Raw genomic sequence first — 21,890 nt, forward strand, 5'->3', positions numbered from 1 at the left:
TCTGTCACTGCTCCTGGGGACGGTGCTGCTGCCGGGTCGGGGGGAAGTCTGCGGTGTCCGTGGTGTGCACGGCCAGCGTCCGGTCGGGATTCAGCCGTACGACGATGTGGCGCCGCCAGGCGGTGTCGTCGCGCTCGGCGCGGTCCTCGCGCCAGTGGCAGCCGCGCGTCTCCTCGCGCAGCAGGGCGGCGGCGACCAGGACGCGGGCCACGCACAGGAGGTTGGTGGCCTCCCACGTGTCGACGCCGGGCTCGGACGTCTTGCCGTTCTCGTCGAGGGCGTCGCGGGCCTCTGCGTGCAGCTGGCTCAGCTGTTCGGCGGCCTTGGCGAGGGAGTCCGCGGAGCGCAGGACGCCCGCGCCGTCCGTCATGATCCGCTGGATCGCGAAACGGTCCTCGGGGGCGAGGAGGGGGTGGGCGGGCACCTCGGGGTGCTCGACCGGTTCGGGCACGCGCGCGTGGAGGCCGTTCTCCGCGTGGGCGGCGGCGATGTCCTCCGCGATGCGCTCGGCGTAGACGAGGCCTTCGAGGAGGGAGTTGGAGGCGAGGCGGTTGGCGCCGTGCACGCCGGTGCAGGCGACCTCTCCGCACGCGTACAGGCCGGGGACGGTCGTGCGGCCGTGGGAGTCCGTGCGGACGCCGCCGGAGGCGTAGTGGGCCGCGGGGGCGATCGGGATGGGGTCGGTGACCGGGTCGATGCCGTGGGCGCGGCAGGCGGCGAGGATCGTCGGGAAGCGGTGCTCCCACATGTCGGCGCCGAAGTGCCGGGCGTCGAGGAACATGTGCTCGGCGTCCTGCTCCAGCATGCGGCGCAGGATGCCCTTGGCGACGACGTCCCGGGGCGCGAGTTCGGCCAGTTCGTGCTGCCCCAGCATGAAGCGCACGCCGTCGGCGTCGACCAGGTGCGCGCCCTCGCCGCGCACGGCCTCGGAGACCAGGGGCTGCTGGCCCTCCGCGTCGGCGCCCAGGAACAGCACGGTCGGGTGGAACTGCACGAACTCCAGGTCGGAGACCTCCGCGCCGGCGCGCAGGGCGAGCGCCACGCCGTCGCCGGTGGAGACCGAGGGGTTGGTGGTCGCGGAGAACACCTGGCCCATGCCGCCGGTCGCGAGGACGACCGCGGGGGCGTGCACGGCGCCCACGCCGTCGTGCTGGCCCTCGCCCATGACGTGCAGGCTCACGCCCGCCGTGCGGCCCTCCGCGTCGGTGAGCAGGTCCAGCACCAGCGCGTTCTCGATCGTGCGCAGCCCACGCGCGTGTACGGCCTCGACGAGCGCCCGGGAGACCTCCGCGCCGGTCGCGTCGCCACCCGCGTGCGCGATGCGGCGGCGGTGGTGGCCGCCCTCGCGGGTGAGCTCCAGGTCGCCCGCTTCGGACTCGTCGAAGTGCGCGCCGGTCGCGATGAGGCGGCGCACGGCGTCCGGGCCCTCGGTGACGAGGATCCGTACGGCCTCCTCGTCGCACAGGCCCACGCCCGCCACCAGGGTGTCCTCCAGGTGCTGTTCGGGGGTGTCGCCCTCGCCGAGGGCGGCGGCGATGCCGCCCTGCGCCCAGCGGGTGGAGCCGTCGTCGAGGCGGGCCTTGGTGACGACGACCGTCTTCAGGCCGGCGGCGTCACAGCGCAGGGCCGCGGTGAGGCCGGCGACGCCGGAGCCCACGACCACGACGTCCGCGGCGATGGACCACCCTGGGGCGGGGGCGTGCAGTCGTATGCCTGTGCTGGTCACGAGGCGGCTCCGGGGGTTCCGAATACGAGTGGGATGTTGTCGATCAGCCGGGTCGTCCCGACCCGGGCGGCGACGGCGAGGACGGCCTCGCCGGTGAAGTCGTCGTCGATCTCGGTGAAGTCCGAGGGGTCGACGAGGGCCAGGTAGTCCAGTTCGAGCGGCGGCGTGAGCCGCGCTGCGTCGTCGAGGATCAGCCGGGCGGCCGCGCGGACGGCCGTCGGGGCGCCCGGGAGGGCCTTGGCGACGGCGTGCGCGTCGGCGGCCGCGCGGGACTCCCCTATGGCGCTGAGCGCCTCGGCACGCGCGTGCGTGGCGGGCACCTCGCGGGCCCGTGCGCGCAGCGCCTCCTGTGCCGCGTGCCGGTCGCTGCCCGCGAACAGCGCCCGCGAGAGGCTGAGCGCCGTGCGCCGCTGCTCGGGCGAGAGGTAGCGGTTGCGGCTGGAGAGGGCGAGGCCGTCCTCCTCGCGCACGGTGGGCACGCCGACGATCTCGACGCCGAAGTTCAGGTCCCGCACCATGCGGCGGATCAGGGCGAGCTGCTGGGCGTCCTTCTGGCCGTACAGGGCGAGGTCGGGGCGGGTGAGGTGCAGCAGCTTGGCGACGACGGTGAGCATGCCGTCGAAGTGGCCGGGGCGCGAGGCGCCCTCCAGGCGCGCCCCCATGGGGCCCGCGCTGATGCGGACCTGGGGCTCGCCCCCCGGGTAGACCTCGTCCACCGAGGGCGCGAACACCACGTCCGCGCCGGACAGTTCGGCGAGCTCGAGGTCGGCGTCCAGGGTGCGCGGATAGCGGTCGAGGTCCTCGCCCGCGCCGAACTGCAGGGGGTTCACGAAGACGGTGACGACGACCTCGCCGTCCGGCCCGGAGAGCTCGCGCGCAGTGCGGATCAGCGTGGCGTGGCCCTCGTGCAGGGCACCCATGGTCATCACCACGGCGCGGCGGCCGGCACGCGTGCGTGCGTGCAGTTCGTCGGCGGTGCGCAGCAGGGTGGTCATCGGGCGTCTCCCTCGGCGCCGTTGGTCCCGGTGGCGAGTACCCCGAGGAGGTCCTCGGCGAGCTCCGGCTTCAGCAGGCCGTGGGCGAGCGCCCGGTCGGCGGTCGCGCGGGCCATCGCCAGATAGCCGGCGACGGTCTGCGGGGCGTGCTTGCGCAGCTCCGCGACGTGCGCGGCGACCGTGCCGGCGTCCCCGCGCGCGACGGGGCCGGTCAGGGCCGCGTCGCCGGAGCGCAGGGCGTTGTCGAGGGCGGCGCCGAGCAGCGGGCCGAGCATCCGGTCGGGCGCCGCGACGCCCGCCTCGCGCAGCAGCTCCATGGACTGGGCGACCAGCGTGACCAGGTGGTTCGCACCGAGGGCGAGCGCCGCGTGGTACAGCGGGCGCATCTCCTCGGCGATCCACTCCGGCTCGCCGCCCATCTCGATCACGAGCGCCTCGGCGGCCAGCCGCAGCTCCTCGGGCGCCGTGACCCCGAAGGAGCACCCGGCGAGGCGCTGGACGTCCACGGGAGTGCCGGTGAAGGTCATCGCCGGATGCAGGGCCAGCGGCAGTGCGCCCGCGCGCAGGGCGGGGTCCAGGACCTTGGCGCCGTACCGCCCGGAGGTGTGCACGAGCAGCTGCCCCGGCCGTACGGCACCGGTCTCGGCGAGCCCCTCCACCAGGCCGGGCAGGGTGTCGTCGGGGACGGTCAGCAGGACCAGGTCGGCGCGCTCCAGTACCTCGGCGGGCGGCACCAGCGGCACGTCGGGCAGCAGCTGCGCGGCGCGCCTCCTGGAGGCGTCGGAGACCCCGGAGACGGCCACCGGACGGTGCCCGGCGAGCTGGAGGGACGCGGCCAGCGCGGGACCCACACGACCGGCGCCGACGACGCCTACGGTGAGCCGCGCGGGACGGTCCCTGGGGTCTGGCTGTTGGCTTGTACTCACGCGACGGCGGCCTTCCCGTTCCAGTCCGCTCCGGGTACCGGACGATTTCTCGTCATGTTAACGCGATCGGTTCGAAGGGCGTCCGGTTGTCCACAGGCTGTGGGTTACGCCACGGCGCCGCCGCCCCTGGCAAGCCTGGGGAAAACCGCGTGCCCGCCCCTACTCGCGCCAGGCATGATCCGGGGTATGAGCTATGCGGCGCAGCAGGTCGAGCGGCACTCCGACCCGACATCGGACGAAGACCAGATATCAGACGAAGAGCGGCGCAAGCGGCGCCGTAAGCGGCGCATCGGCGTGCACCGGAGCGCTGAGCGTGTCCTCGCGCGCCCCGGTTTCCTGGGCACGCTCCGGGAGCGCCTGCAGTCGCTGGACGGCGTGCAGGACGTGTACGACCTGGACGAGCCGGCGGACATCTATGGCAACGGCGTCGTCGAGGCCCTGGAGGAGAAGGTCGCGGGGCTGCTCGGCAAGGAGGCCGCCGCGTTCTTCCCGACGGGCACCATGGCGCAGCAGGTGGCACTGCGCTGCTGGGCGGGCCGCACCGGCAGCCCCACCGTCGCCCTGCACGCACTGGCCCATCCCGAGGTGCACGAGCGGAACGCGTTCAGCCAGGTCAGCGGGTTGCGCCCGGTACGGGTGGCGGGCGGGCCCCGGCTGCCGACCGCCGACGAGGTGCGCGACTTCGAGGAGCCCTTCGGGGCGCTGATGCTCGAACTGCCCCTCAGGGACGCCGGTTTCGTGCTGCCGTCCTGGGACGAACTCACCGAGGTCGTGGCGGCCGCCCGCGAAAGGGACGCCGTCGTGCACTTCGACGGCGCACGCCTGTGGGAGTCCACCGTCCACTTCGGCCGTCCGCTGGACGAGATCGCGGACCTCGCGGACAGCGTCTACGTGTCCTTCTACAAGTCCCTCGACGGCTTCGGCGGCGCCGCGCTCGCGGGCCCGAAGACCCTCATCGAGGAGGCGAAGGCCTGGCGGCACCGGTACGGCGGCCAGATCTTCCAGCAGTTCCCGACCGTGCTGTCGGCCCTTGCGGGGCTGGAGCGTGAGCTGCCCCGGCTGCCCGAGTACGTCGCCCACGCGCGTGTGGTGGCCGACGCACTGCGCGAGGGGTTCGCGGCGGCCGGGGTGCCCTGGGCGTGCGTCCTCCCCGAGGTGCCGCACACCAACGAGTTCCAGGTCTGGCTGCCGTACGACCCCGACGTGCTCGCGGAGGCCGCCATCCGGCACGGGGAGGAGACGGGCACCCTCCTGTTCGCGGACGCCTGGGACCCGAAGGGCCCGGGCCTGGCGTTCACCGAGGTGTCCGTCCGGGCCGCCGGCCTGGAGTGGACTGCCGAGGACGTGAAGTCGGCGGTCGCCGAGTTCGTGTCCCGGCTCGATGAGGAGGCCGGCAAGGCGGAAGCCGTCGGCGCGGCGGGGGCGGTCAGCAGGTAGAGCGCGGCCGCAGGTGCAGCCACCGGCCCAGGGTCTGCCGTGTCCGCCCATGGGCCGGACGTCCGGCGAGGACCGCACGGAACTGCCGGTGCTCGCGCACCTCGCGTACGACCTGCCAGTCCTCGGCCCCGGGCGCGGGCGGATCCGGTTCGCCGAGCTTCCGGGCCCGGTAGGTGTCGAGGAGGTACTGCTGCGTGATGCTCATGGCTGTTCGCCTTCTCGGGACGTGGAGAGGGTTTCGGCGGGTTCCGCGGCTGCCCCGGTGCTCCCAGACTGCGCCGCCGCGGCCGTGGAGTCGCGTCGATTGACGGCCGCCGTCAATCGACACGGGCGTTGTCAGTGGCGCGGTGCACCATGAGGTCATGAGCGTGCACATCGACATCGCGGGGCTGCGGCCGGAGAGGGTCGCCGTCGTCCCCTCACCCCTGGCCGAGCTCGGCATGGCGCTGCACGCGCTGTCCGAGCCGGGGCACCATCCCGGTCTGCAGGGCTGGGTGACGGGGGTGACGGCCCGGCTCGACTCCCATCTCGCCGACCGGATGTGCGAGGCGGACTTCCTGTGGCGGACGACGTTCTCGGACCTGTTCCTGCCCTGCGCGGGCATCCCGGGCGGCGCGGCACTCCCCGGGGCCACGCTCGCCGAGGAGCTCGACCTGCTGGACAAGCTGACGGACGAACAGTTCGTGGACGCCGCCCTGGAGTTCGGCTGCGCGATGCCCTACGGCGACGGGCCGAGCCCCCTTGTCGACGCCGGGCTGCGGCGACGCGCCCTTGAGCTGGCCGCCGCGCGGGGCCCGGGGCAGGTGCGGTTCAGCGAGCTGCTGCTGACCGACCCGCCGAGGATCCGGCGCTGGCTGCGTCAGTTCCTCCAGGACTGCGACGAGGCGTTCTTCGCGGAGGCCTGGTCCCGGCTGCGCCACCAACTGGCGGCGGACGCCCGCCACAAGACCGACCTCCTGCGGCACAAGGGCCTCGCGGAGGCGCTGGCCGCCGTCTCCCCCGTGGTCACGCTCGACGAGGCCGCCGGAAGGATCACGGTCGACAAGCTGAGCGTGGGCCGTACGGCAACGCAGGACGGCGGCCTCCTCCTCGTCCCGACCAGCCTCGGCTGGCCCCACCTGTCCGTCCTGTACCGGCACGGCTGGCAGCCGGCGCTGCACTACCCGGTCGGCTCCCCCGAACTCACCGCGCCGCCCTCCGTCGAGCAGCTGGCGCTGCGCATGACGGCCCTGTCCCACCCCGTCCGGATGCGCCTCTGCCGCTATCTGGCCCGCAGCGCCCACACCACGAGCGAGCTGGCGCAGACGCAGGGCATGACGGCCCCGGAGATATCCCGGCACCTCAGCGTCCTGAAGAAGGCGGGCCTGATCACCACGCGCCGCCGTGGCCGGTACGTCCAGCACCAGCTGGACATAGCGGTCGTGGCCCGGCTGGGCAGTGACTTCCTCGAAGGGATACTCCGCTAGGGCCTGCCTTCGGAGCGCGGCAGCACCTCCTGCGGAGGGCCGTCAGTCGAAGCGGATGTGCCGGATTCCCACCTGCATCTGCCGCATCCGCGTCCTGAGCGCGCCCTCGTTGTTCGGCCGGAGGCTCAGTCCGGCCAGTACGGCGATGCGGTCCGCCGTCTTCGGCACGGTCGAGTGGTCCGTCCACAGGTGCTCCGCGAACTCCGGCTCCTGCAGCCGCTCCAGGCAGTGGTCGAGCTGCTGCACGGCCCAGCTCTCCCTGCCCAGGCCGGAGTTTCTCCCGGTGACGTACTGAAGGAGGTGTCCGAAACCGCGTTCGCGCAACCGCTTGAGGACTGTCTCGCGCTGAGCAAGGAGAGTGAAGTGGTGTACGTCGTGGCCGAGTTCACGCAACCGGCCGACGGTCTGCTCGAAGCAGACCGGGTCGGTGACCGTCATGGGCGCGATCACGACCCCTTCCCGTTCGGTGAGGGCGAGGTCGAGCACCTCGACGACGCCCTGCCGCCAGGAGGCCAGGTCCTGGAAGTCGCCGCGCAGTTCGGGCGGGAGCATCCGGCGCAGACCGAAGCCGGGGTGCTCGGGGTCGCAGATGACGCTGCCGGGCAGGCGCCGCTGGATCTCGTGTGCGGTCTGTGTCTTGCCGCCGCCGAAAGGGCCGTTGATCCACAGGAGCATGCGCAGACCCTAGTGGGCGCCGGTTACGCGGGAATCACGTGCCCGGCGGCTCAGCCGTGCCCGCCCGCGCGCACCAGACCCGTCTCGTACGCCAGGACCACCACCTGCACCCGGTCCCGGAGCCCCAACTTGGTCAGGATGCGGCCCACATGGGTCTTCACGGTCGCCTCGGACAGCACCAGCCGGGCCGCGATCTCACCGTTGGACAGGCCCTGCGCGACCAGGATCATGACCTCGCGCTCGCGTTCGGTGAGCCGCTCCAGCTCCTTGTGCTGGGGCTCCTGCCCGACGCTCGGCAGCATCGGCGCGAACCGGTCGAGCAGGCGGCGCGTGGTCGAGGGTGCCACCACCGCGTCGCCGCTGTGCACGGCGCGGATGGCGGCGAGGAGTTCACCGGGCGGCACGTCCTTGAGCATGAAACCGGAGGCACCCGCCTTCAGCCCTGAGAAGGCGTACTCGTCGAGATCGAAGGTGGTCAGGATCAGCACCTTCGGCGGGTCGGGCTCCGAGCAGATACGACGGGTGGCCTCCACGCCGTCCAGCTTCGGCATGCGCACATCCATCAGCACCACGTCGACGGCGGTCGCGCGCAGCACCTGGAGGGCCTCGACGCCGTCCCCCGCCTCCGCGACGACCTCCATGTCCGGCTGGGCGGCGAGCACCATCCGGAACCCGGTGCGCAGCAGCACCTGGTCGTCGACGAGCATCACGCGGATCGTCATCGGGACCTCTTCCGTTCTCTTCCGTTGCGGCGGTTTCCGCTTTACGGCGGTTTCCGTTTGCGGCAGTTGCTGTCCGCGGTCGTTACAGGTGTCAACGAGGTGCGTACGTAGACGTCAGTGTGCGGGTTTCAGCGGCAGCAGCGCACTGATCCGGAACCCGCCACCGGGCCGCGGCCCCGCGTCCAGCGTGCCGCCGACCATACCGACCCGTTCGCGCATGCCGATCAGGCCGTGGCCCTGGCCGTCGGCGCCGCCCTCCTCGTACAGCTCGTGCGGGGCGCCCTTGCCGTCGTCCTCGACGAGCAGGCCGAGGCCGTCGTCGAAGTAGACCAGGCGCACGCTGGCGCCCGCGTTCGGACCGCCGTGCTTGCGCGTGTTGGTCAGCGCCTCCTGCACGATGCGGTACGCGGTCAGCTCGACGCCGCTGGGCAGCGGGCGCGGGGTGCCCTCGACCTTGAAGTCGACGGGCAGACCGGAGGTGCGGCACTGCTCGATCAGCTCGTCGATCTGGTCGACGTCGGGCTGCGGAACGTACTCGCCGGCCTCCGTGTGCTCGCCGGTGCGCAGTACGCCGAGCAGGCGGCGCATCTCGGCGAGGGCCTGGCGGCCGGTGGAGGAGATGGTCTCCAGGGCCTTCTTGGCCTGGTCGGGGGCGGCGTCCAGGACATAGGCGGCGCCGTCGGCCTGCACCACCATCACCGACACGTTGTGCGCGACGACGTCGTGCAACTCGCGGGCGATCCGGGCCCGTTCGGCCGCGACCGCGACCTTGGCCTGCGCCTCCCGCTCCTTCTCCAGCCGGGCGGCGCGCTCCTCCAGCTGCGCGAAATAGGCGCGGCGGGTGCGGATGGAGTCGCCGAGCACCCAGGCGAGCGCGAACGGCACGGTCAGGAAGACCGCCTTCGCGGCATTGCCCAGCGCGCTTCCGTCCAGCGGCCAGCGCGTCTGCGCCATCGGCGCCGCGCACAGCCCCACGGCCAGCGCGAGCCTGGAGGCCCATCGGTTGCCCGTCGTGGCCACCGTGTAGACGATCACCAGCATCGCGAAGTCGGCGGCCATCGTCTGGACGTTCAGCGCCAGCTGCGCCAGACCGAGCCCGATCGTCAGCAGCAGCATCTTCTCCGGCATGCGCCGGCGCAGCGCGATCACCAGGCACAGCAGAAACGCGATCGGAACGATCAGCGCCGGTGAGTCGGTGCCCCGGACGGCCGAACTGGCGGTTCCGCTCAGCAGCGAGATCCCGAACAGGAAGACGGCCCAGAGGGTGTCGACCCCTGTCGGGTGTCTGCGGAGGAAGTCATAGAGGCGCTGCACGTAACCCAGCGTAGGGAAGCGAGATGCATGCAGGGGTCAACCGGAGGGCCGATCCACACCCGGCGTACATACTCCCCAAGGTGGAGGCCCCCCTCTCCTGCGCGCTTAGCCTGGCCCGGTGACGGAAGAGACATCGAGCCGGTGGCAGGGCTGGCGGGCGGCGGCGCAGGACGCGCTGTACGGGCCCGGTGGGTTCTATCGCAGGCCGGAGGGGCCGGCCGGGCACTTCCGTACGTCCGTGCATGCGTCCCCGCTGTTCGCCGAGGCGGTGGCGCGGCTGCTGTGCCGGGTCGACGAGGCCCTGGGGCGGCCCGGCGCGCTGGCCTTCGTCGACATGGCGGCGGGCCGGGGTGAGCTGGCCGGCGGTGTACTGGCCGCGCTGCCCGCCGAGGTGGCGGCACGCACGCGTGCGTACGCCGTCGAGATCGCCGGCCGCCCGGCGGGCCTCGACGACCGGATCGAGTGGCTCGCCGAGCCGCCACGGCAGGTCACCGGGCTGCTGTTCGCCAACGAGTGGCTGGACAACGTGCCGCTGGACGTCGCCGAGGTGGACGCGGCGGGCGTACCGCGGCACGTGCTCGTACGGCAGGACGGGGCCGAACGGCTCGGGGCGCCGGTCGGCGGTGCGGAAGCGGAGTGGCTCGCCCGGTGGTGGCCGCTGCCGGCCGAGGAGGGGCTGCGGGCCGAGATCGGGCTGCCCCGCGACGAGGCCTGGGCGGCCGCGGTCTCCTCGCTCGACCGGGGGCTCGCGGTCGCCGTGGACTACGCGCACACCCTGGACACGCGCCCCCCGTTCGGTACGCTCACCGGCTTCCGCGCGGGGCGCGAGACGGCGCCCGTGCCGGACGGGTCGTGCGACATCACGGCACATGTCGCCCTGGACGCGTGCGCGGCGCACGGGTCGGCGCGGATGCTCTCCGGCGCGCGCCTTCTGCCCCAGCGCGAGGCCTTGCGCGCCCTGGGCTTCACCGGCGCACGCCCCCCGCTCGCACTCGCGTCCAGCGAGCCCGCCGCCTACGTACGAGCCCTCGCGAGCGCCGGTGAAGCCGCCGAACTCACCGCACCGGGCGGCCTCGGCGACTTCGGCTGGCTGCTGCAGCCGGTGGGAATTCCGGACGCACTCCTCGGCTGACCGCGCCCGTCCCTGGCCCGCCGCGCTACTTGTCGATGTCCCCGACCACGAAGAACAGCGACCCCAGGATCGCCACCATGTCCGCGACCAGCGTCCCCGGCAGGAGTTCCACGAGCGCCTGGATGTTGTTGTACGAGGCCGAGCGCAGTTTCAGCCGGTACGGGGTCTTCTCGCCCTTGCTGACGAGGTAGTAGCCGTTGATGCCGAGCGGGTTCTCGGTCCAGGCGTAGGTGTGCCCCTCGGGCGCCTTCAGGACCTTGGGGAGCCGCTGGTTGATCGGCCCCGGCGGCAGCTCGGCGAGCCGGTCGAGGCAGGCGTCGGCGAGGTCGAGGGCGACGTGGGTCTGCTCCAGGAGCACCTCGAAGCGGGCGAGGCAGTCGCCCTCCTGCCGGGTGACGATCTTCAGGGTGTCCTGCAGTTCGCCGTACGCGAGATAGGGCTCGTCGCGGCGCAGGTCGAAGTCGACGCCCGAGGCGCGCGCGATCGGCCCGCTCACGCCGTAGGCGTGCACCGTCTCGGGCGCCAGCGCGCCCACGCCCCGCGTGCGCCCCCGGAAGATCTCGTTGCCGAGCACCAGGTCGTCGTAGACGTCCATGCGCGAGCGCACGGCGGCGACGGCGGCACGCGCGCGCGTGGCCCAGCCCGCCGGCAGGTCCTCCTTGAGGCCGCCGACGCGGTTGAACATGTAGTGCATGCGGCCGCCGGAGACCTCCTCCATGACGTTCTGGAGGACCTCGCGCTCCCGGAAGGCGTAGAAGACCGGCGTGATGCCGCCGAGCTCCAGCGGGTACGAGCCCAGGAACATCAGGTGGTTGAGCACCCGGTTGAGCTCCGCGAGCAGCGTGCGCGTCCATACCGCGCGCGTGGGGACCTCCATGCCCAGCATGCGCTCCACCGCGAGGACCACACCGAGCTCGTTCGAGAAGGCCGACAGCCAGTCGTGGCGGTTGGCGAGCATGATGATCTGGCGGTAGTCGCGCGCCTCGAAGAGCTTCTCCGCGCCGCGGTGCATGTACCCGATGACCGGCTCGGCGCGCATGATGCGCTCACCGTCCAGCACCAGGCGCAGCCGCAGCACGCCGTGCGTGGACGGGTGCTGTGGCCCGATGTTGAGCACCATGTCGGTGCTCTCCGCGGCGCCGCCGATACCGACCATGGTCTCCGTCGTAGGAGTCATGGACTCAGTCTCTCCTACGTACGCTGGCCGCATGGAGACGGGGAGCCCGCACAACACGGGGACGACGGGGGACGGGTCGGCGGAGCCGGTGTGGATCGGGCTGCCGCCCGGGCTGCTGCGGATGCGCCGACTGCTGTTGGTGGTGTGGCTGGGGCTGCTGGCCCTCGCCCTGGGCCTGCTGCTCGGGCTGCTCGCCGGACCGGGCTGGGCCGCCTTCGCGCTGCTGCCGCTGGCACTGGCGGCCTGGGGCTGGGTGCTGCTCGGCCGCAACTGGCGCTCCTGGCGGTACGCCGAGCGGGCCGACGACCTGCTGATCAGCCGGGGTGTGCTGTGGCGCGAGGAGACGGTGGTGCCGTACGGGCGGATGCAACTGGTCGAGGTGACGTCGGGGCCCGTCGAGCGCCATTTCGGGCTGGCCAGCGTGCAGCTGCACACGGCGGCCGCGGCGACCGACGCGACCATCCCGGGCCTTGACCCGGCCGAGGCGGAGCGGCTGCGCGACCGGCTCACCGAGCTCGGCGAGGCCCGATCGGCGGGTCTGTGACCGCGCCGGGCGTCGAGGACGCCGTAGCCGCGAAGGAACCCGTCGTCGAGCGGCGGCTGCACCCTGTGACGCCCCTGAGGCGGGCGTGGGCGCCGGTGGCCGTGATCATCGGGTGGGCCCTGCACGATCCCGACCAGGCGCAGCAGCAGCTGACTCGGCTGACCACCACGACCCTCCTGACAGCACTCGCCGTCCTCGTCCCGGCCGCCTCCCTGTACGGCTTTCTGACCTGGTGGTTCACGCACTTCGCGGTGACCGAGACCGAGCTGCGGATACGGACCGGTCTGCTGTTCCGGCGCACCGCGCACATCCGGCTGGAACGCATCCAGGCCGTCGACGTCACCCAGCCGCTCCTCGCGCGCGTGGCGGGCGTCGCCAAGCTCAAACTCGACGTCGTCGGGACCGACAAGAAGGACGAGCTCTCCTTCCTGGGGGAGCGCGAGGCGCGTGCGCTGCGCGCGGAACTGCTGGCGCGCGCCGCGGGTTTCGCGCCCGAGACCGCGCACGAGGTCGGTGAGGCGCCGTCGCGCGAGCTGTTGCGCACGCCGCCGCGCGATCTCGCGATCTCCGTCCTGCTGACGGGAGCCACCTGGGGCTCCCTGGCGGCCGCGCTCGTCGTCCCGCCGGTGCTCTGGCTGGCCACCCACAGCGTGTGGACGGTCCTCGCGACGGGCCTGCCGCTGCTGGGTGCGGCGGGCGCGAGCAGCGCGGGGCGGTTCGTCGGCGAGTACGACTGGACGGTGGGCGAGTCACCGGACGGGCTGCGCATCGACCACGGGCTCCTCGACCGTACGCACGAGACGGTGCCGCCCGGCCGGGTGCAGACGGTGCGGATCGTGGAGCCGCTGCTGTGGCGGCGGCTCGGCTGGGTGCGGGTGGAGCTGGATGTGGCCGGTTCGTCCAACTCCGTGCTGGTGCCGGTCGCTCCGCGGGCGGTCGCCGAGACGGTCGTCGCGCGCGTGCTGCCCGGGGTGACGGTGCCGTCGTCCGAGGCGCTGTCACGGCCGCCTCGGCGGGCGGGCTGGTGTCTGCCGGTGTGGTGGCGGGGCCGGGCAATCGCCGTCACCGACACGGTGTTCGCCGCCCGGCACGGCCTGCTGCGCCGGAACCTGGCGCTCGTACCCCATGCGAAGGTGCAGAGCGTGCGGCTGGTCCAGGGGCCCTGGAAACGGCTGTGGCGGCTCGCCGACGTCCATGTGGACACGGGAGCCGACAAGACCGTGACGGCCCGGCTGAGAGATGCCCAAGAGGCGTCGGACCTGCTGCAGGCACAGGCCGAACGCTCACGGACCGGGCGACGGGACGCGCTGCCGGACCGGTGGATGGCGCGATAGGCAATGCGCCGGCGGCAGCTCACGGCTGGTCCAGCAGCCCTGGAAACGGCCGTGACGACCCACCGAACGACAAGACCACGACGACCCCAACCGAGCCACACGCCCAAGACGCAGCGAACTCCTGCAAGGACAGGCCGAGCGGTCACGGACTGGGCGACGAGACCCACCGCCGGACCAGTGGATGGCGACGTAGGACCACGCCCCGGCGACAGCGCGCGGCTGGTCCAGCAGCCCTGGAAACGGCCGTGACAGCCCACCGAACGACAAGACCACGGCGGCAGGCAATGCCCCGGCGGAGCTCCGCGAAAGCCGGAGCCCGGGGATCCCAGGGCCCAGAATCCAAGTGCCCGGAAGCGAGGATCCCGGGCACGCGAGGATCCCTGGCACGCGAGGACCGGGCAAGCGGAAGCCCCGGGCCGTCAGTAAGCGCCCGGGGCCGTCAGGGGACCGAAAGTTCAGGAAACCGCGCTCCGCAGCCCCTGCACGTTGATCTGTTCGGTCTCGTCGTGGGCCGTCAGGTCGATGACCTGGCCCTCACCGCGCGCCTCCTTGTCGGCCGGCTTGAACTCCGCCTCGGCCTCGGCCTTGTGGACGGCGAGCGCCTCCTGGCCGACGACATCGGCGAGGTCCTCGTTCTGCACGGCTTCCAGGGCGTCCCGCGCCCCCTCGCTCTTCGTACCGAAGAAGTCGAATCCGCCCTCGATCGCCGGACGCCGCACGGGGGCGGCCGGTACGACGGCCACCGCTGTCGGTGCGACGAAGTGACCGGCGGGCTGCTGCACGGGCCGGGCGGCCGGGACCTGACTGGCCGAAGTGGTGGCGGCCGCGTGCTCGTGCCCGTCGACCGCCTGGGGCTGCCCCTGCGACTCATCCTCCTGCGCCGCGGCCTCGGCCTCACCGGTGGCGGCGGGATCGGCGGCGACGGTCCCGGTCGCGGCCGCCTCAGCCGCCGCTGAGTCCGAACCGGCCTTCACCGTCACCGGCTCGCTCTTCGGGGAGACGTCCTTCGCAGGTTCGTCACCCCTGGGAGAGCCGCCGCCCTTCGGCGAATCGTCGCCCTCGGGGTCGGTGTCGTCCTCGGCCTCGGCCTCGGCGCCCGCGTCGTCCTGCGAGTCCGCCGCACCGTCCGCGCCGCCGTCGTCCTTCGGAGAACCGTCACCGTCCTCGTCGAACTTCTTCAGCGCCGCCTGCGCCCGCAGGAACAGCTTGGAACCCTCCGGCGAGAAGATCGCCGGCGCCGCCGGTTCGTCGGCAGTGCCCTCGGAGACGTCCGCCGAGGCAGCCACAGCCCCGGTCTCCTCCGCCACGGGCGCCGTCTTCGCAGTCGCCGTGTCGGCCGCCGGCACGGGCGGCAGCGCGCGGGCCGGCGCCCCGGTCTCTATCTCGAGCAGGCGGCGGCCCTCCAGGGCGCTCGCACGCTCGGTCTCGGCGGTGGCGTACCGCCGCAGCAGCGCCGCGTGTTCGTTGCGCAGTCCCGCCAGTTCGGCGCGCTTGGCCCGCAGCCGCTGCTCCAGCTTGGCGCGCAGCTCGCGCGACTCCTCGAGGTCGGTCTCCAGCTCGGCGACCCGCTCCTCGTGCCGCCACTCGTCGCTCGCACGCGCGCGCGTGAGGTCGGCGACCTGCTTGCCGGCCTGGGTGTCCCAACGGCGCATGACGGCCGCGCCGACGACCGCCGTCGCCGCGGCGCCCGCGGCTATGACACGGAGCACGGCCTGTTGTGAGAACACCCACGGACCGAAGGCGCAGACGAAAGAGACGCCTGCGATCGCCGACGGTGGCAGCAGTCTGTGCAAGGGCGGGGAATGGCGGTGACGTCCACGTGGCATGGCCAGAAACTTACCGCGCGTACGCGAGCGTTGGTGCCCCGCCCCGTAAAAACACAGCCATACCGAAACGTTCACAGGGCATCAGGAATAGGCCTTTGCCGAATTCAGCAAGATCATCACCTGAGGGAACCCCGGTCACCGCTCGCTCAGCCGTCCGCTGATCCACTGCAGAGTCGCGGGAATCTCCCGCCGCCAGGTGTTGAAGTTGTGGCCGCCGCTGTCAAGGATGATCGACGAGATCCGCGTCCGGTTCGTGGCCCGCACGGCCTCTATGAACTTCAGCGTCGACTTGTAGTTGGATTCCCCGATCTTGCTGCTGGTGACGAGCAGTGAAGTGTCCGGACCGGGCAGGTGCTTGAGGCACCACCACAGGCTGGCGCGGTTGCGCAGCCCCTTGTCGCCCTGGAAGAGATCGCCCGTCGTGGGGTCGGTCGGCGCCTTGTAGTACGGCGACAGACCCGCCGCTGCGGCATACACACCGGGGTGGTGCATGGCGAGCTTCAGCGCACAGTAGCCGCCTGTGGAATCGCCGATGATGCCCCAGCTGCCCGGCTTTTTGCCCACCCTGTAGTGCGCGAGTACGGCATCGGGCAGGTCCTTGGCGAAGAACGTCTCCGTCTGCGGGCCGCCCGGGATGTCCACGCATTCCGTGTCCCTCGGCGGCGCCACCGTCGGCCGCAGCATCACCAGGATCATCGGCTGCATACGGCCGTTCTTCGCGAGGCCCTGTGCCGTACTCGGATAGTGCAGCTTGTCCACGAGCGCCTGGGCGGTGCCCGGATATCCGGTGAGGACGACCACCGCGGGGAAGGTACGCGTGCGGTACTGCGGCTGGAAGTACTCCGGCGGCAGATACACATACGCGGGTGTGGCGATGTTCGTCGTACGGCCGACGATGTCCACCTTCTGGATCTGGCCGCCCGCCTGCGGCTCGGGACCGCCGGCTCCATGCACGTGTGCCGTGTCGATCACCTGCAGCGGGCCGCCGACGGCGCCGGACGCCGTGTGGTTCACGACCACCCCCTGGGCCTTCTCCTGACCGAAGAGGTCCGCCCAGCTGGCGTAGAAACCGAAGGCCTGGTTCGCGGCGAGGCCGACCGACAGGAAGAGGGCGAGCTGGGTGCCGAACAACAGCCCGACGCGTCCGCTCACGGCGCGCCAGTTGCGCCGTGCCAGACGGGGCCACACCCACACCGTGCCTACGAACAGCAGTACGGCGAACATCACTGCCAGCAGCAGCACTTTGTTGCTCGTAAGACCCATGACCTGCTTCCTGCCTGCGGTTTCCACCCGGATCCCGCGCACCTTCGCGAGAGCTTGTCCGGAACTTTCCTCGGCCTTTGAACCGGCTTTGAGGAGAGATTGGAACCTCGCTCCCCGAGACACCGTCCTAGAGGGCGCAATGTCGCCGGATGCCCGAATCGGGCCCGGATCCAAGGTCTCTCGCAGAACTACGGGATGCGATGTCTGTCAGGACAGATGAGGAAATGTCGGGTGGGGTTCCCACCCCATCACGCAGCGCGCGGCGCGTATTCCGTGGTCCGCGCCCCGAGGCGGTCCCCGTCCTCGTCGCCAGAGCCTGCACCCTCGTGGGCGTGCTGGACATCGCCGCGGGCGTCTTCCCGCGCTTCAGGCACAGCCGTATGCACACGATCGCCGAGGTGCTGCCCGGGTCGTTCGGCCCGTTCGCGGCCGCGCTCTCGCTCAGCGCCGGCATCCTGCTGCTGCTCGCACACGGCCTGAGGCGCGGCAAACGCCGGGCGTGGCGCGCCGCGGTGGCGCTGCTGCCGGCAGGCGCTGTGGCGCAGTTCACATATCGCCACTCCCTCCTCGGAGTGATCATCTCGCTGGCACTGCTCGCACCGCTGCTGCGCCACCGCGACCAGTTCGCGGCGCTGCCCGACCCGCGCAGCAGGTGGCGGGCGCTCGCCAACTTCGTCCTGATGGGCGCAGGATCCCTCGCCCTCGGACTGGTCATCGTCAGCGCCCACCAGAACCGGATGGTCGGCGACCCGAGCCTGGCCGATCGCATCACGCACGTCCTGTACGGCCTGTTCGGCTTCGAGGGCCCCGTCGACTACCAGGGCGACACCTCCTGGACCGTCGGCTTCTCACTGGGCGCCCTCGGCCTGCTGACGGCGGTCACGACGATCTACCTCGCCTTCCGGCCCGAACACCCCGCGGCCCGGCTGACGGAGGACGACGAGGCACGCCTGCGCGCCCTGCTGGAGAAGCACGGCCGCCGCGACTCCCTCGGCCACTTCGCGCTGCGCCGCGACAAGGCGGTCGTCTTCTCGCCCAGCGGCAAGGCGGCGGTCACGTACCGGGTCGTGTCCGGCGTGATGCTCGCCAGTGGCGACCCCATCGGCGACGTCGAGGCCTGGCCGGGCGCCATCGAGCGGTTCATGGACGAGGCCAGGGCCCACTCCTGGACGCCTGCCGTCATGGGCTGCTCGGAGACGGGCGGCGAGGTGTGGACCCGCGAGACCGGCCTCGACGCCCTGGAACTGGGCGACGAGGCGGTGGTGGACGTAGCGGATTTCTCCCTCGCCGGCCGCGCGATGCGCAACGTGCGCCAGATGGTCAAGCGCATCGAGCGCGCCGGTTACGAAACCCGCGTACGACGTATTCGTGACCTGGGCGACGCCGAGCTGGAGCGGATCCGCAACGCTGCCGAGGACTGGCGCGGCACCGACACCGAGCGCGGGTTCTCGATGGCGCTGGGCCGCATCGGCGACGCCGCCGACGGCGACTGCCTGATCGCCACCGCCCACAAGGCGGACGACCAGCCCGGTGAGTACGGCGACCTGAAGGCGATCCTGCACTTCGTCCCGTGGGGCCCCGACGGCGCCTCCCTGGACCTGATGCGCCGCGACCGCTCGGCCGACCCCGGCATGAACGAACTGCTCATCGTCGCGGCCCTCCAGGCGGCGCCGAAATTCGGCATCACGCGCGTGTCGCTCAACTTCGCGATGTTCCGCTCGGCACTCGCGCGTGGCGAGAAGATCGGCGCGGGCCCCGTGCTGCGCGCCTGGCGCGGCCTGCTGGTCTTCCTGTCCCGCTGGTTCCAGATCGAGTCCCTGTACAAGTTCAACGCCAAGTTCCAGCCGCGCTGGGAGCCCCGCTTCGTGGTCTACCGCGCATCGGCCGACCTGCCGCGCATCGGCTTCGCCGCCATGCAGGCGGAGGGCTTCGTCAACTTCGCCCTGCCGCTGCCGCGCTTCCTGCGCCGCCGCAGGACCGCCCCGCGCGTGTGCACGCACGCAGTCGCGGAGCGCGGCGTACGCGCGGCATGACCGCCTGACCGAGGCACCGGACGCCGGACACCGTGCAGAACGGGCCCGGACGGAAACTCCCCTCCAACCGGGAGGCTTCCGTCCGGGCCGTGGCGTCTCGCGGCCGCGGCCGGGGCCTACGCTGAACGTATGAGCAAGCAGAGCGGACGCGGGCGCGTCGCGGGCCTTCCGGAGTGGGACCGCTGCGCGGTCATGGGAGTGGTGAACGTCACGCCCGACTCCTTCTCCGACGGCGGCCGCTTCTTCGACACGACGAACGCCGTCAAACACGGCCTCGAACTGGTCGCCGAGGGCGCGGACCTGGTCGACGTCGGCGGCGAGTCCACCCGGCCGGGCGCCACCCGCGTCGACGAGGCCGAGGAGCTCAAGCGGGTCATTCCCGTCGTCCGCGGCCTCGCCTCGGAGGGCGTCAGCGTCTCCGTCGACACCATGCGCGCCTCCGTCGCCGAACGGGCCCTCGCCGCCGGCGCAGCGCTCGTCAACGACGTCAGCGGCGGCCTGGCCGACCCCGCGATGATCCCGGTGGTGGCGGCGGCCGGAGCCCCCTTCGTCGTCATGCACTGGCGCGGCTTCCTGGAGGGCGGCAACGTCAAGGGCGTGTACGGCGACGTCGTCACCGAAGTCGCCGGCGAACTGCACGCACGCGTGGAGGCCGTCCTGGCCGGCGGCGTCGCCCCCGACCGCATCGTCGTCGACCCCGGTCTCGGCTTCTCCAAGGACGCCGAGCACGACCTGGTGCTGCTCGCCCACCTGGACCGGCTGCTCGGGCTCGGCCATCCCCTGCTCGTCGCCGCCTCCCGCAAGCGGTTCCTCGGCCGGGTCCTCGCCGGACCGGAGGGAGCGCCCCCGCCCGCGCGCGAGCGCGACGCCGCCACGGCCGCCGTCTCCGCACTCGCCGCGCACGCCGGCGCATGGGCGGTGCGCGTGCACGAGGTGCGCGCGACGGCGGACGCCGTACGGGTCGCGCGCGCAGTGGAGGGCGCGCGCGCTGCCGAAGGAGCCCGGTGAGCGCCCCCCACACCGACGTCGAGCAGGTGGAAGCCGCCAACACCGCCTTCTACGAGGCCATGGAACGCGGCGACTTCGAGGACCTGTCCGCGCTCTGGCTCGCGCCGTCCGACCTGGGGGTCGACGAGGAGTACCACGACCCGGCCGACACCGGTGTGATCTCGTGCGTGCACCCCGGCTGGCCCGCGCTCATCGGCCGCGGCGAGGTCCTGAGGTCGTATGCGCTGATCATGGCGAACACCGACTACATCCAGTTCTTCCTCACCGACGTGCATGTCTCCGTGACCGGCGACACCGCCCTGGTGACCTGCACCGAGAACATCCTCAGCGGCGGCCCCGCCCCCAGGGGCAGCGAGGAACTCGGCCCGCTCGTCGGCCAGCTGGTGGTCGCCACCAACGTCTTCCGCCGCACCCCGGCAGGCTGGAAACTCTGGTCCCACCACGCCTCCCCCGTGATGACCGAAAACGACGAGGAAGAAGGCGACGACACACCCTCCTGAGTGGGTAGGCGCCCCCTTGAGGACCAAGAAGTGGTTGGAATCACGGACCCCTGGGTAGGGGCGGCTACCAGCCCATGAGCCGCCGGGTTCCCCAGGGGAAACACACGATGAACCCTCCTGGTCCCGGCACGGGCCGCGCCCCGGTGGCCCGGTCCTGTCAGTGCCCGCAGGTAGATTCGTTCGAGGCCGGTGTGCCGCCCGCACACGGCATCGACCGGCCGTCACCGACGATTGCAGGAGTGATTCGCGTGGATCGTGTCGCGCTGCGCGGCCTCAAGGCCCGTGGGCACCACGGGGTGTTCCCCAAGGAGCGCGAGGAGGGCCAGACCTTCATCGTGGACCTCGTCCTCGGCCTGGACACCCGCCCGGCCGCCGCCGAGGACGACCTGGCGAAGACGGTGCACTACGGCATCGTGGCGGAGGAGGTCGTGGCCGTCGTCGAGGGCGAGCCCGTCAACCTCATCGAGACGCTCGCCGAGCGCATCGCCCAGGCCTGTCTGAAGCACGACGGGGTCCAGGAGGTCGAGGTCTGCGTCCACAAACCGGACGCCCCGATCACGGTCCCCTTCGACGACGTGACCGTCACCATCACCCGGAGCCGAGTATGACCGCGTCCTTCGCCACGGGTTCGAGCGACCCGACCGTACAGCCGGTGCCTGCCTCCGTCGTGGCACAGGTGGACGCCGCCGACACGACGCTCCACAACCCGAAACGGGCGGTGATCTCGCTCGGCGCGAACCTGGGCAACCGCCTGGAGACCCTCCAGGGCGCCATCGACGCCCTGGAGGACACGCCGGGCGTCCGCATCAAGGCCGTCTCCCCGGTGTACGAGACGGAGCCGTGGGGCGTCGAGCCCGGCAGCCAGCCCTCGTACTTCAACGCGGTCGTCGTCCTGAAGACCACCCTGCCGCCGTCCTCGCTGCTGGAGCGGGCTCACGCGGTCGAGGAGGCCTTCCACCGGGTACGGGACGAGCGCTGGGGTGCGCGCACCCTCGACATCGACATCGTCGCGTACGCCGACGTCATCGACGACGACCCGCACCTCACGCTCCCCCACCCGCGCGCCCACGAGCGTGCCTTCGTCCTCGCCCCCTGGCACGACATGGAGCCGGAGGCGCAGCTGCCCGGCCGCGGCGCGGTCGCCGCGCTCCTCGACACCGTCACCCGCGAGGGCGTGACCGCGCGCAAGGACCTGGAACTCCACCTGCCCGAGTAGTCGTTAAGGTCAGGACGACCACTGTCCGCGGGACGGTCCGCAGGACCCGGGGGAGTTGAAGGGACACAGTGAGAGAGCTGCGCATCAGGGTGCTGGCCGGAGTTTTCGTCGTGGCCGGAATCCTGTCCTGGGCGGGCGCCCGCCTCTGGAACTCGATCGGGACCCTCCCCAGCGTCCCCCTCGCCGCCCCCATCGTCCTCGCGCTGATCGCGGTGGTCCTGACGGCCACGGCGCTCTCCCTGCGCGGCCGTCTCAAGGCCCAGCGCGAGCGCCGCCCGGAGGCCAAGGGCGTCGACCCGCTGATGGCGGCCCGCGCGGTCGTCTTCGGTCAGGCCAGCGCCCTGGTGGCCGCCCTGGTCGCCGGCATGTACGGCGGCACGGGCGTCTTCCTCCTGGAGCTCCTCGACATCCCGGCCCGCCGCGACCAGGCCATCTACGCCGGCTTCTCGGTCGTGGCGGGGATCGCGGTGATAGTGGCGGCCATCTTCCTGGAGCGCGTGTGCAGACTCCCGGAGGACGACGAGCACAACAACGGGGCGGCGTCGGCGGCCTGAGGGAGCAGAGCCTCTCCGAATGGCCGCCTGTCCGCCTGTCCG

The 21,890-nt window shown here is 72.2% G+C and carries 21 protein-coding genes; 11 read left to right on the forward strand and 10 right to left on the reverse strand.

Features of this window, described 5'->3' with window-relative positions; genetic code table 11:
- Positions 1–4 precede the first annotated feature (4 nt).
- Genes ACFY1E_RS05350 through ACFY1E_RS05360 form a run of 3 tightly spaced genes read right to left on the reverse strand, consistent with a single transcriptional unit; the run spans position 5 to position 3,647 of the window.
- Complete coding sequence (locus tag ACFY1E_RS05350) at positions 5–1,726, reverse strand: L-aspartate oxidase (protein ID WP_389071728.1); 1,722 nt, start codon at positions 1,724–1,726, stop codon at positions 5–7.
- On the reverse strand, positions 1,723–2,721 hold the full coding sequence (gene panC, locus ACFY1E_RS05355) for a pantoate--beta-alanine ligase (RefSeq protein WP_389071730.1): 999 nt from the start codon (positions 2,719–2,721) through the stop codon (positions 1,723–1,725). Before panC ends, ACFY1E_RS05350 begins: the two co-directional genes overlap by 4 nt.
- The gene (locus ACFY1E_RS05360; protein ID WP_344406231.1) at positions 2,718–3,647 is read right to left on the reverse strand and encodes a DUF2520 domain-containing protein; all 930 of its coding nucleotides are present in this window, start codon (positions 3,645–3,647) and stop codon (positions 2,718–2,720) included. Before ACFY1E_RS05360 ends, panC begins: the two co-directional genes overlap by 4 nt.
- A gap of 186 nt (positions 3,648–3,833) precedes the next feature.
- On the opposite strand from ACFY1E_RS05360, the gene ACFY1E_RS05365 reads away from it, so the two are divergent.
- Positions 3,834–5,084, forward strand: a complete 1,251-nt coding sequence (locus tag ACFY1E_RS05365; RefSeq protein WP_389071732.1) for a threonine aldolase family protein — start codon at positions 3,834–3,836, stop codon at positions 5,082–5,084.
- Here the strand turns inward: ACFY1E_RS05365 and ACFY1E_RS05370 are convergent.
- Complete coding sequence (locus ACFY1E_RS05370; protein ID WP_389071735.1) at positions 5,074–5,289, reverse strand: hypothetical protein; 216 nt, start codon at positions 5,287–5,289, stop codon at positions 5,074–5,076. The genes ACFY1E_RS05365 and ACFY1E_RS05370 overlap by 11 nt on opposite strands.
- A gap of 157 nt (positions 5,290–5,446) precedes the next feature.
- On the opposite strand from ACFY1E_RS05370, the gene ACFY1E_RS05375 reads away from it, so the two are divergent.
- Positions 5,447–6,550: a DUF5937 family protein gene (locus ACFY1E_RS05375; RefSeq protein ID WP_389071737.1), complete on the forward strand. Its 1,104-nt coding sequence runs from the start codon at positions 5,447–5,449 to the stop codon at positions 6,548–6,550.
- Positions 6,551–6,592: 42 nt separating this feature from the next.
- On the opposite strand, the gene ACFY1E_RS05380 is transcribed toward ACFY1E_RS05375, so the two are convergent.
- The 3 genes from ACFY1E_RS05380 to ACFY1E_RS05390 all read right to left on the reverse strand — a co-directional run bounded on the left by ACFY1E_RS05380 (position 6,593) and on the right by ACFY1E_RS05390 (position 9,261).
- Positions 6,593–7,225: an AAA family ATPase gene (locus ACFY1E_RS05380; RefSeq protein WP_389071739.1), complete on the reverse strand. Its 633-nt coding sequence runs from the start codon at positions 7,223–7,225 to the stop codon at positions 6,593–6,595.
- Positions 7,226–7,275: 50 nt separating this feature from the next.
- Positions 7,276–7,947 (reverse strand): response regulator transcription factor, encoded by a 672-nt coding sequence (locus ACFY1E_RS05385; RefSeq protein WP_115906689.1) that lies wholly within the window; start codon positions 7,945–7,947, stop codon positions 7,276–7,278.
- Between the two features lie 114 nt (positions 7,948–8,061).
- Complete coding sequence (locus ACFY1E_RS05390; RefSeq protein WP_389071741.1) at positions 8,062–9,261, reverse strand: sensor histidine kinase; 1,200 nt, start codon at positions 9,259–9,261, stop codon at positions 8,062–8,064.
- A gap of 118 nt (positions 9,262–9,379) precedes the next feature.
- Here ACFY1E_RS05390 and ACFY1E_RS05395 point away from each other — a divergent pair, with 118 nt between their 5' ends.
- Complete coding sequence (locus ACFY1E_RS05395; protein WP_389071743.1) at positions 9,380–10,393, forward strand: SAM-dependent methyltransferase; 1,014 nt, start codon at positions 9,380–9,382, stop codon at positions 10,391–10,393.
- 25 nt (positions 10,394–10,418) lie between these two features.
- Here ACFY1E_RS05395 and ACFY1E_RS05400 read toward each other — a convergent pair whose 3' ends face one another.
- Positions 10,419–11,570, reverse strand: coding sequence for an NADH-quinone oxidoreductase subunit D (locus tag ACFY1E_RS05400; RefSeq protein ID WP_389071744.1), 1,152 nt, complete (start codon positions 11,568–11,570; stop codon positions 10,419–10,421).
- A 31-nt stretch (positions 11,571–11,601) separates the two neighbouring features.
- On the opposite strand from ACFY1E_RS05400, the gene ACFY1E_RS05405 reads away from it, so the two are divergent.
- Positions 11,602–12,114 carry a PH domain-containing protein gene (locus tag ACFY1E_RS05405; RefSeq protein ID WP_389071747.1) on the forward strand — a complete coding sequence of 171 codons (513 nt, stop codon included), beginning with the start codon at positions 11,602–11,604 and terminating at the stop codon, positions 12,112–12,114.
- Complete coding sequence (locus ACFY1E_RS05410) at positions 12,111–13,448, forward strand: PH domain-containing protein (RefSeq protein ID WP_389071749.1); 1,338 nt, start codon at positions 12,111–12,113, stop codon at positions 13,446–13,448. The genes ACFY1E_RS05405 and ACFY1E_RS05410 overlap by 4 nt, the downstream gene beginning before the upstream one ends.
- 455 nt (positions 13,449–13,903) lie before the next feature.
- On the opposite strand, the gene ACFY1E_RS05415 is transcribed toward ACFY1E_RS05410, so the two are convergent.
- Together ACFY1E_RS05415 and ACFY1E_RS05420 are read right to left on the reverse strand one after the other, a co-directional pair.
- Positions 13,904–15,274, reverse strand: a complete 1,371-nt coding sequence (locus ACFY1E_RS05415) for a hypothetical protein (RefSeq protein WP_389071752.1) — start codon at positions 15,272–15,274, stop codon at positions 13,904–13,906.
- A gap of 135 nt (positions 15,275–15,409) precedes the next feature.
- Complete coding sequence (locus tag ACFY1E_RS05420; protein ID WP_389071754.1) at positions 15,410–16,537, reverse strand: alpha/beta hydrolase; 1,128 nt, start codon at positions 16,535–16,537, stop codon at positions 15,410–15,412.
- A gap of 224 nt (positions 16,538–16,761) precedes the next feature.
- Between ACFY1E_RS05420 and ACFY1E_RS05425 the strand changes: the two genes are divergently transcribed.
- From ACFY1E_RS05425 to ACFY1E_RS05450, 6 genes are all read left to right on the forward strand, one after another.
- Positions 16,762–18,570 (forward strand): phosphatidylglycerol lysyltransferase domain-containing protein, encoded by a 1,809-nt coding sequence (locus ACFY1E_RS05425; protein ID WP_389071756.1) that lies wholly within the window; start codon positions 16,762–16,764, stop codon positions 18,568–18,570.
- 129 nt (positions 18,571–18,699) lie between these two features.
- Complete coding sequence (gene folP / locus ACFY1E_RS05430; protein WP_389071758.1) at positions 18,700–19,578, forward strand: dihydropteroate synthase; 879 nt, start codon at positions 18,700–18,702, stop codon at positions 19,576–19,578.
- Positions 19,575–20,078, forward strand: coding sequence for a nuclear transport factor 2 family protein (locus tag ACFY1E_RS05435; RefSeq protein WP_389071760.1), 504 nt, complete (start codon positions 19,575–19,577; stop codon positions 20,076–20,078). The genes folP and ACFY1E_RS05435 overlap by 4 nt, the downstream gene beginning before the upstream one ends.
- A 248-nt stretch (positions 20,079–20,326) precedes the next feature.
- Complete coding sequence (gene folB, locus ACFY1E_RS05440; RefSeq protein ID WP_389071763.1) at positions 20,327–20,686, forward strand: dihydroneopterin aldolase; 360 nt, start codon at positions 20,327–20,329, stop codon at positions 20,684–20,686.
- The gene (folK, locus tag ACFY1E_RS05445; RefSeq protein ID WP_389071765.1) at positions 20,683–21,294 is read left to right on the forward strand and encodes a 2-amino-4-hydroxy-6-hydroxymethyldihydropteridine diphosphokinase; all 612 of its coding nucleotides are present in this window, start codon (positions 20,683–20,685) and stop codon (positions 21,292–21,294) included. The genes folB and folK overlap by 4 nt, the downstream gene beginning before the upstream one ends.
- A 68-nt stretch (positions 21,295–21,362) precedes the next feature.
- Positions 21,363–21,848, forward strand: a complete 486-nt coding sequence (locus ACFY1E_RS05450; protein ID WP_389071768.1) for a DUF3180 domain-containing protein — start codon at positions 21,363–21,365, stop codon at positions 21,846–21,848.
- The last annotated feature ends 42 nt before the right edge of the window (positions 21,849–21,890 follow it).

Source organism: Streptomyces sp. NPDC001604, assembly GCF_042893475.1.
In the GTDB taxonomy this organism is placed as follows: Bacteria; Actinomycetota; Actinomycetes; order Streptomycetales; family Streptomycetaceae; genus Streptomyces.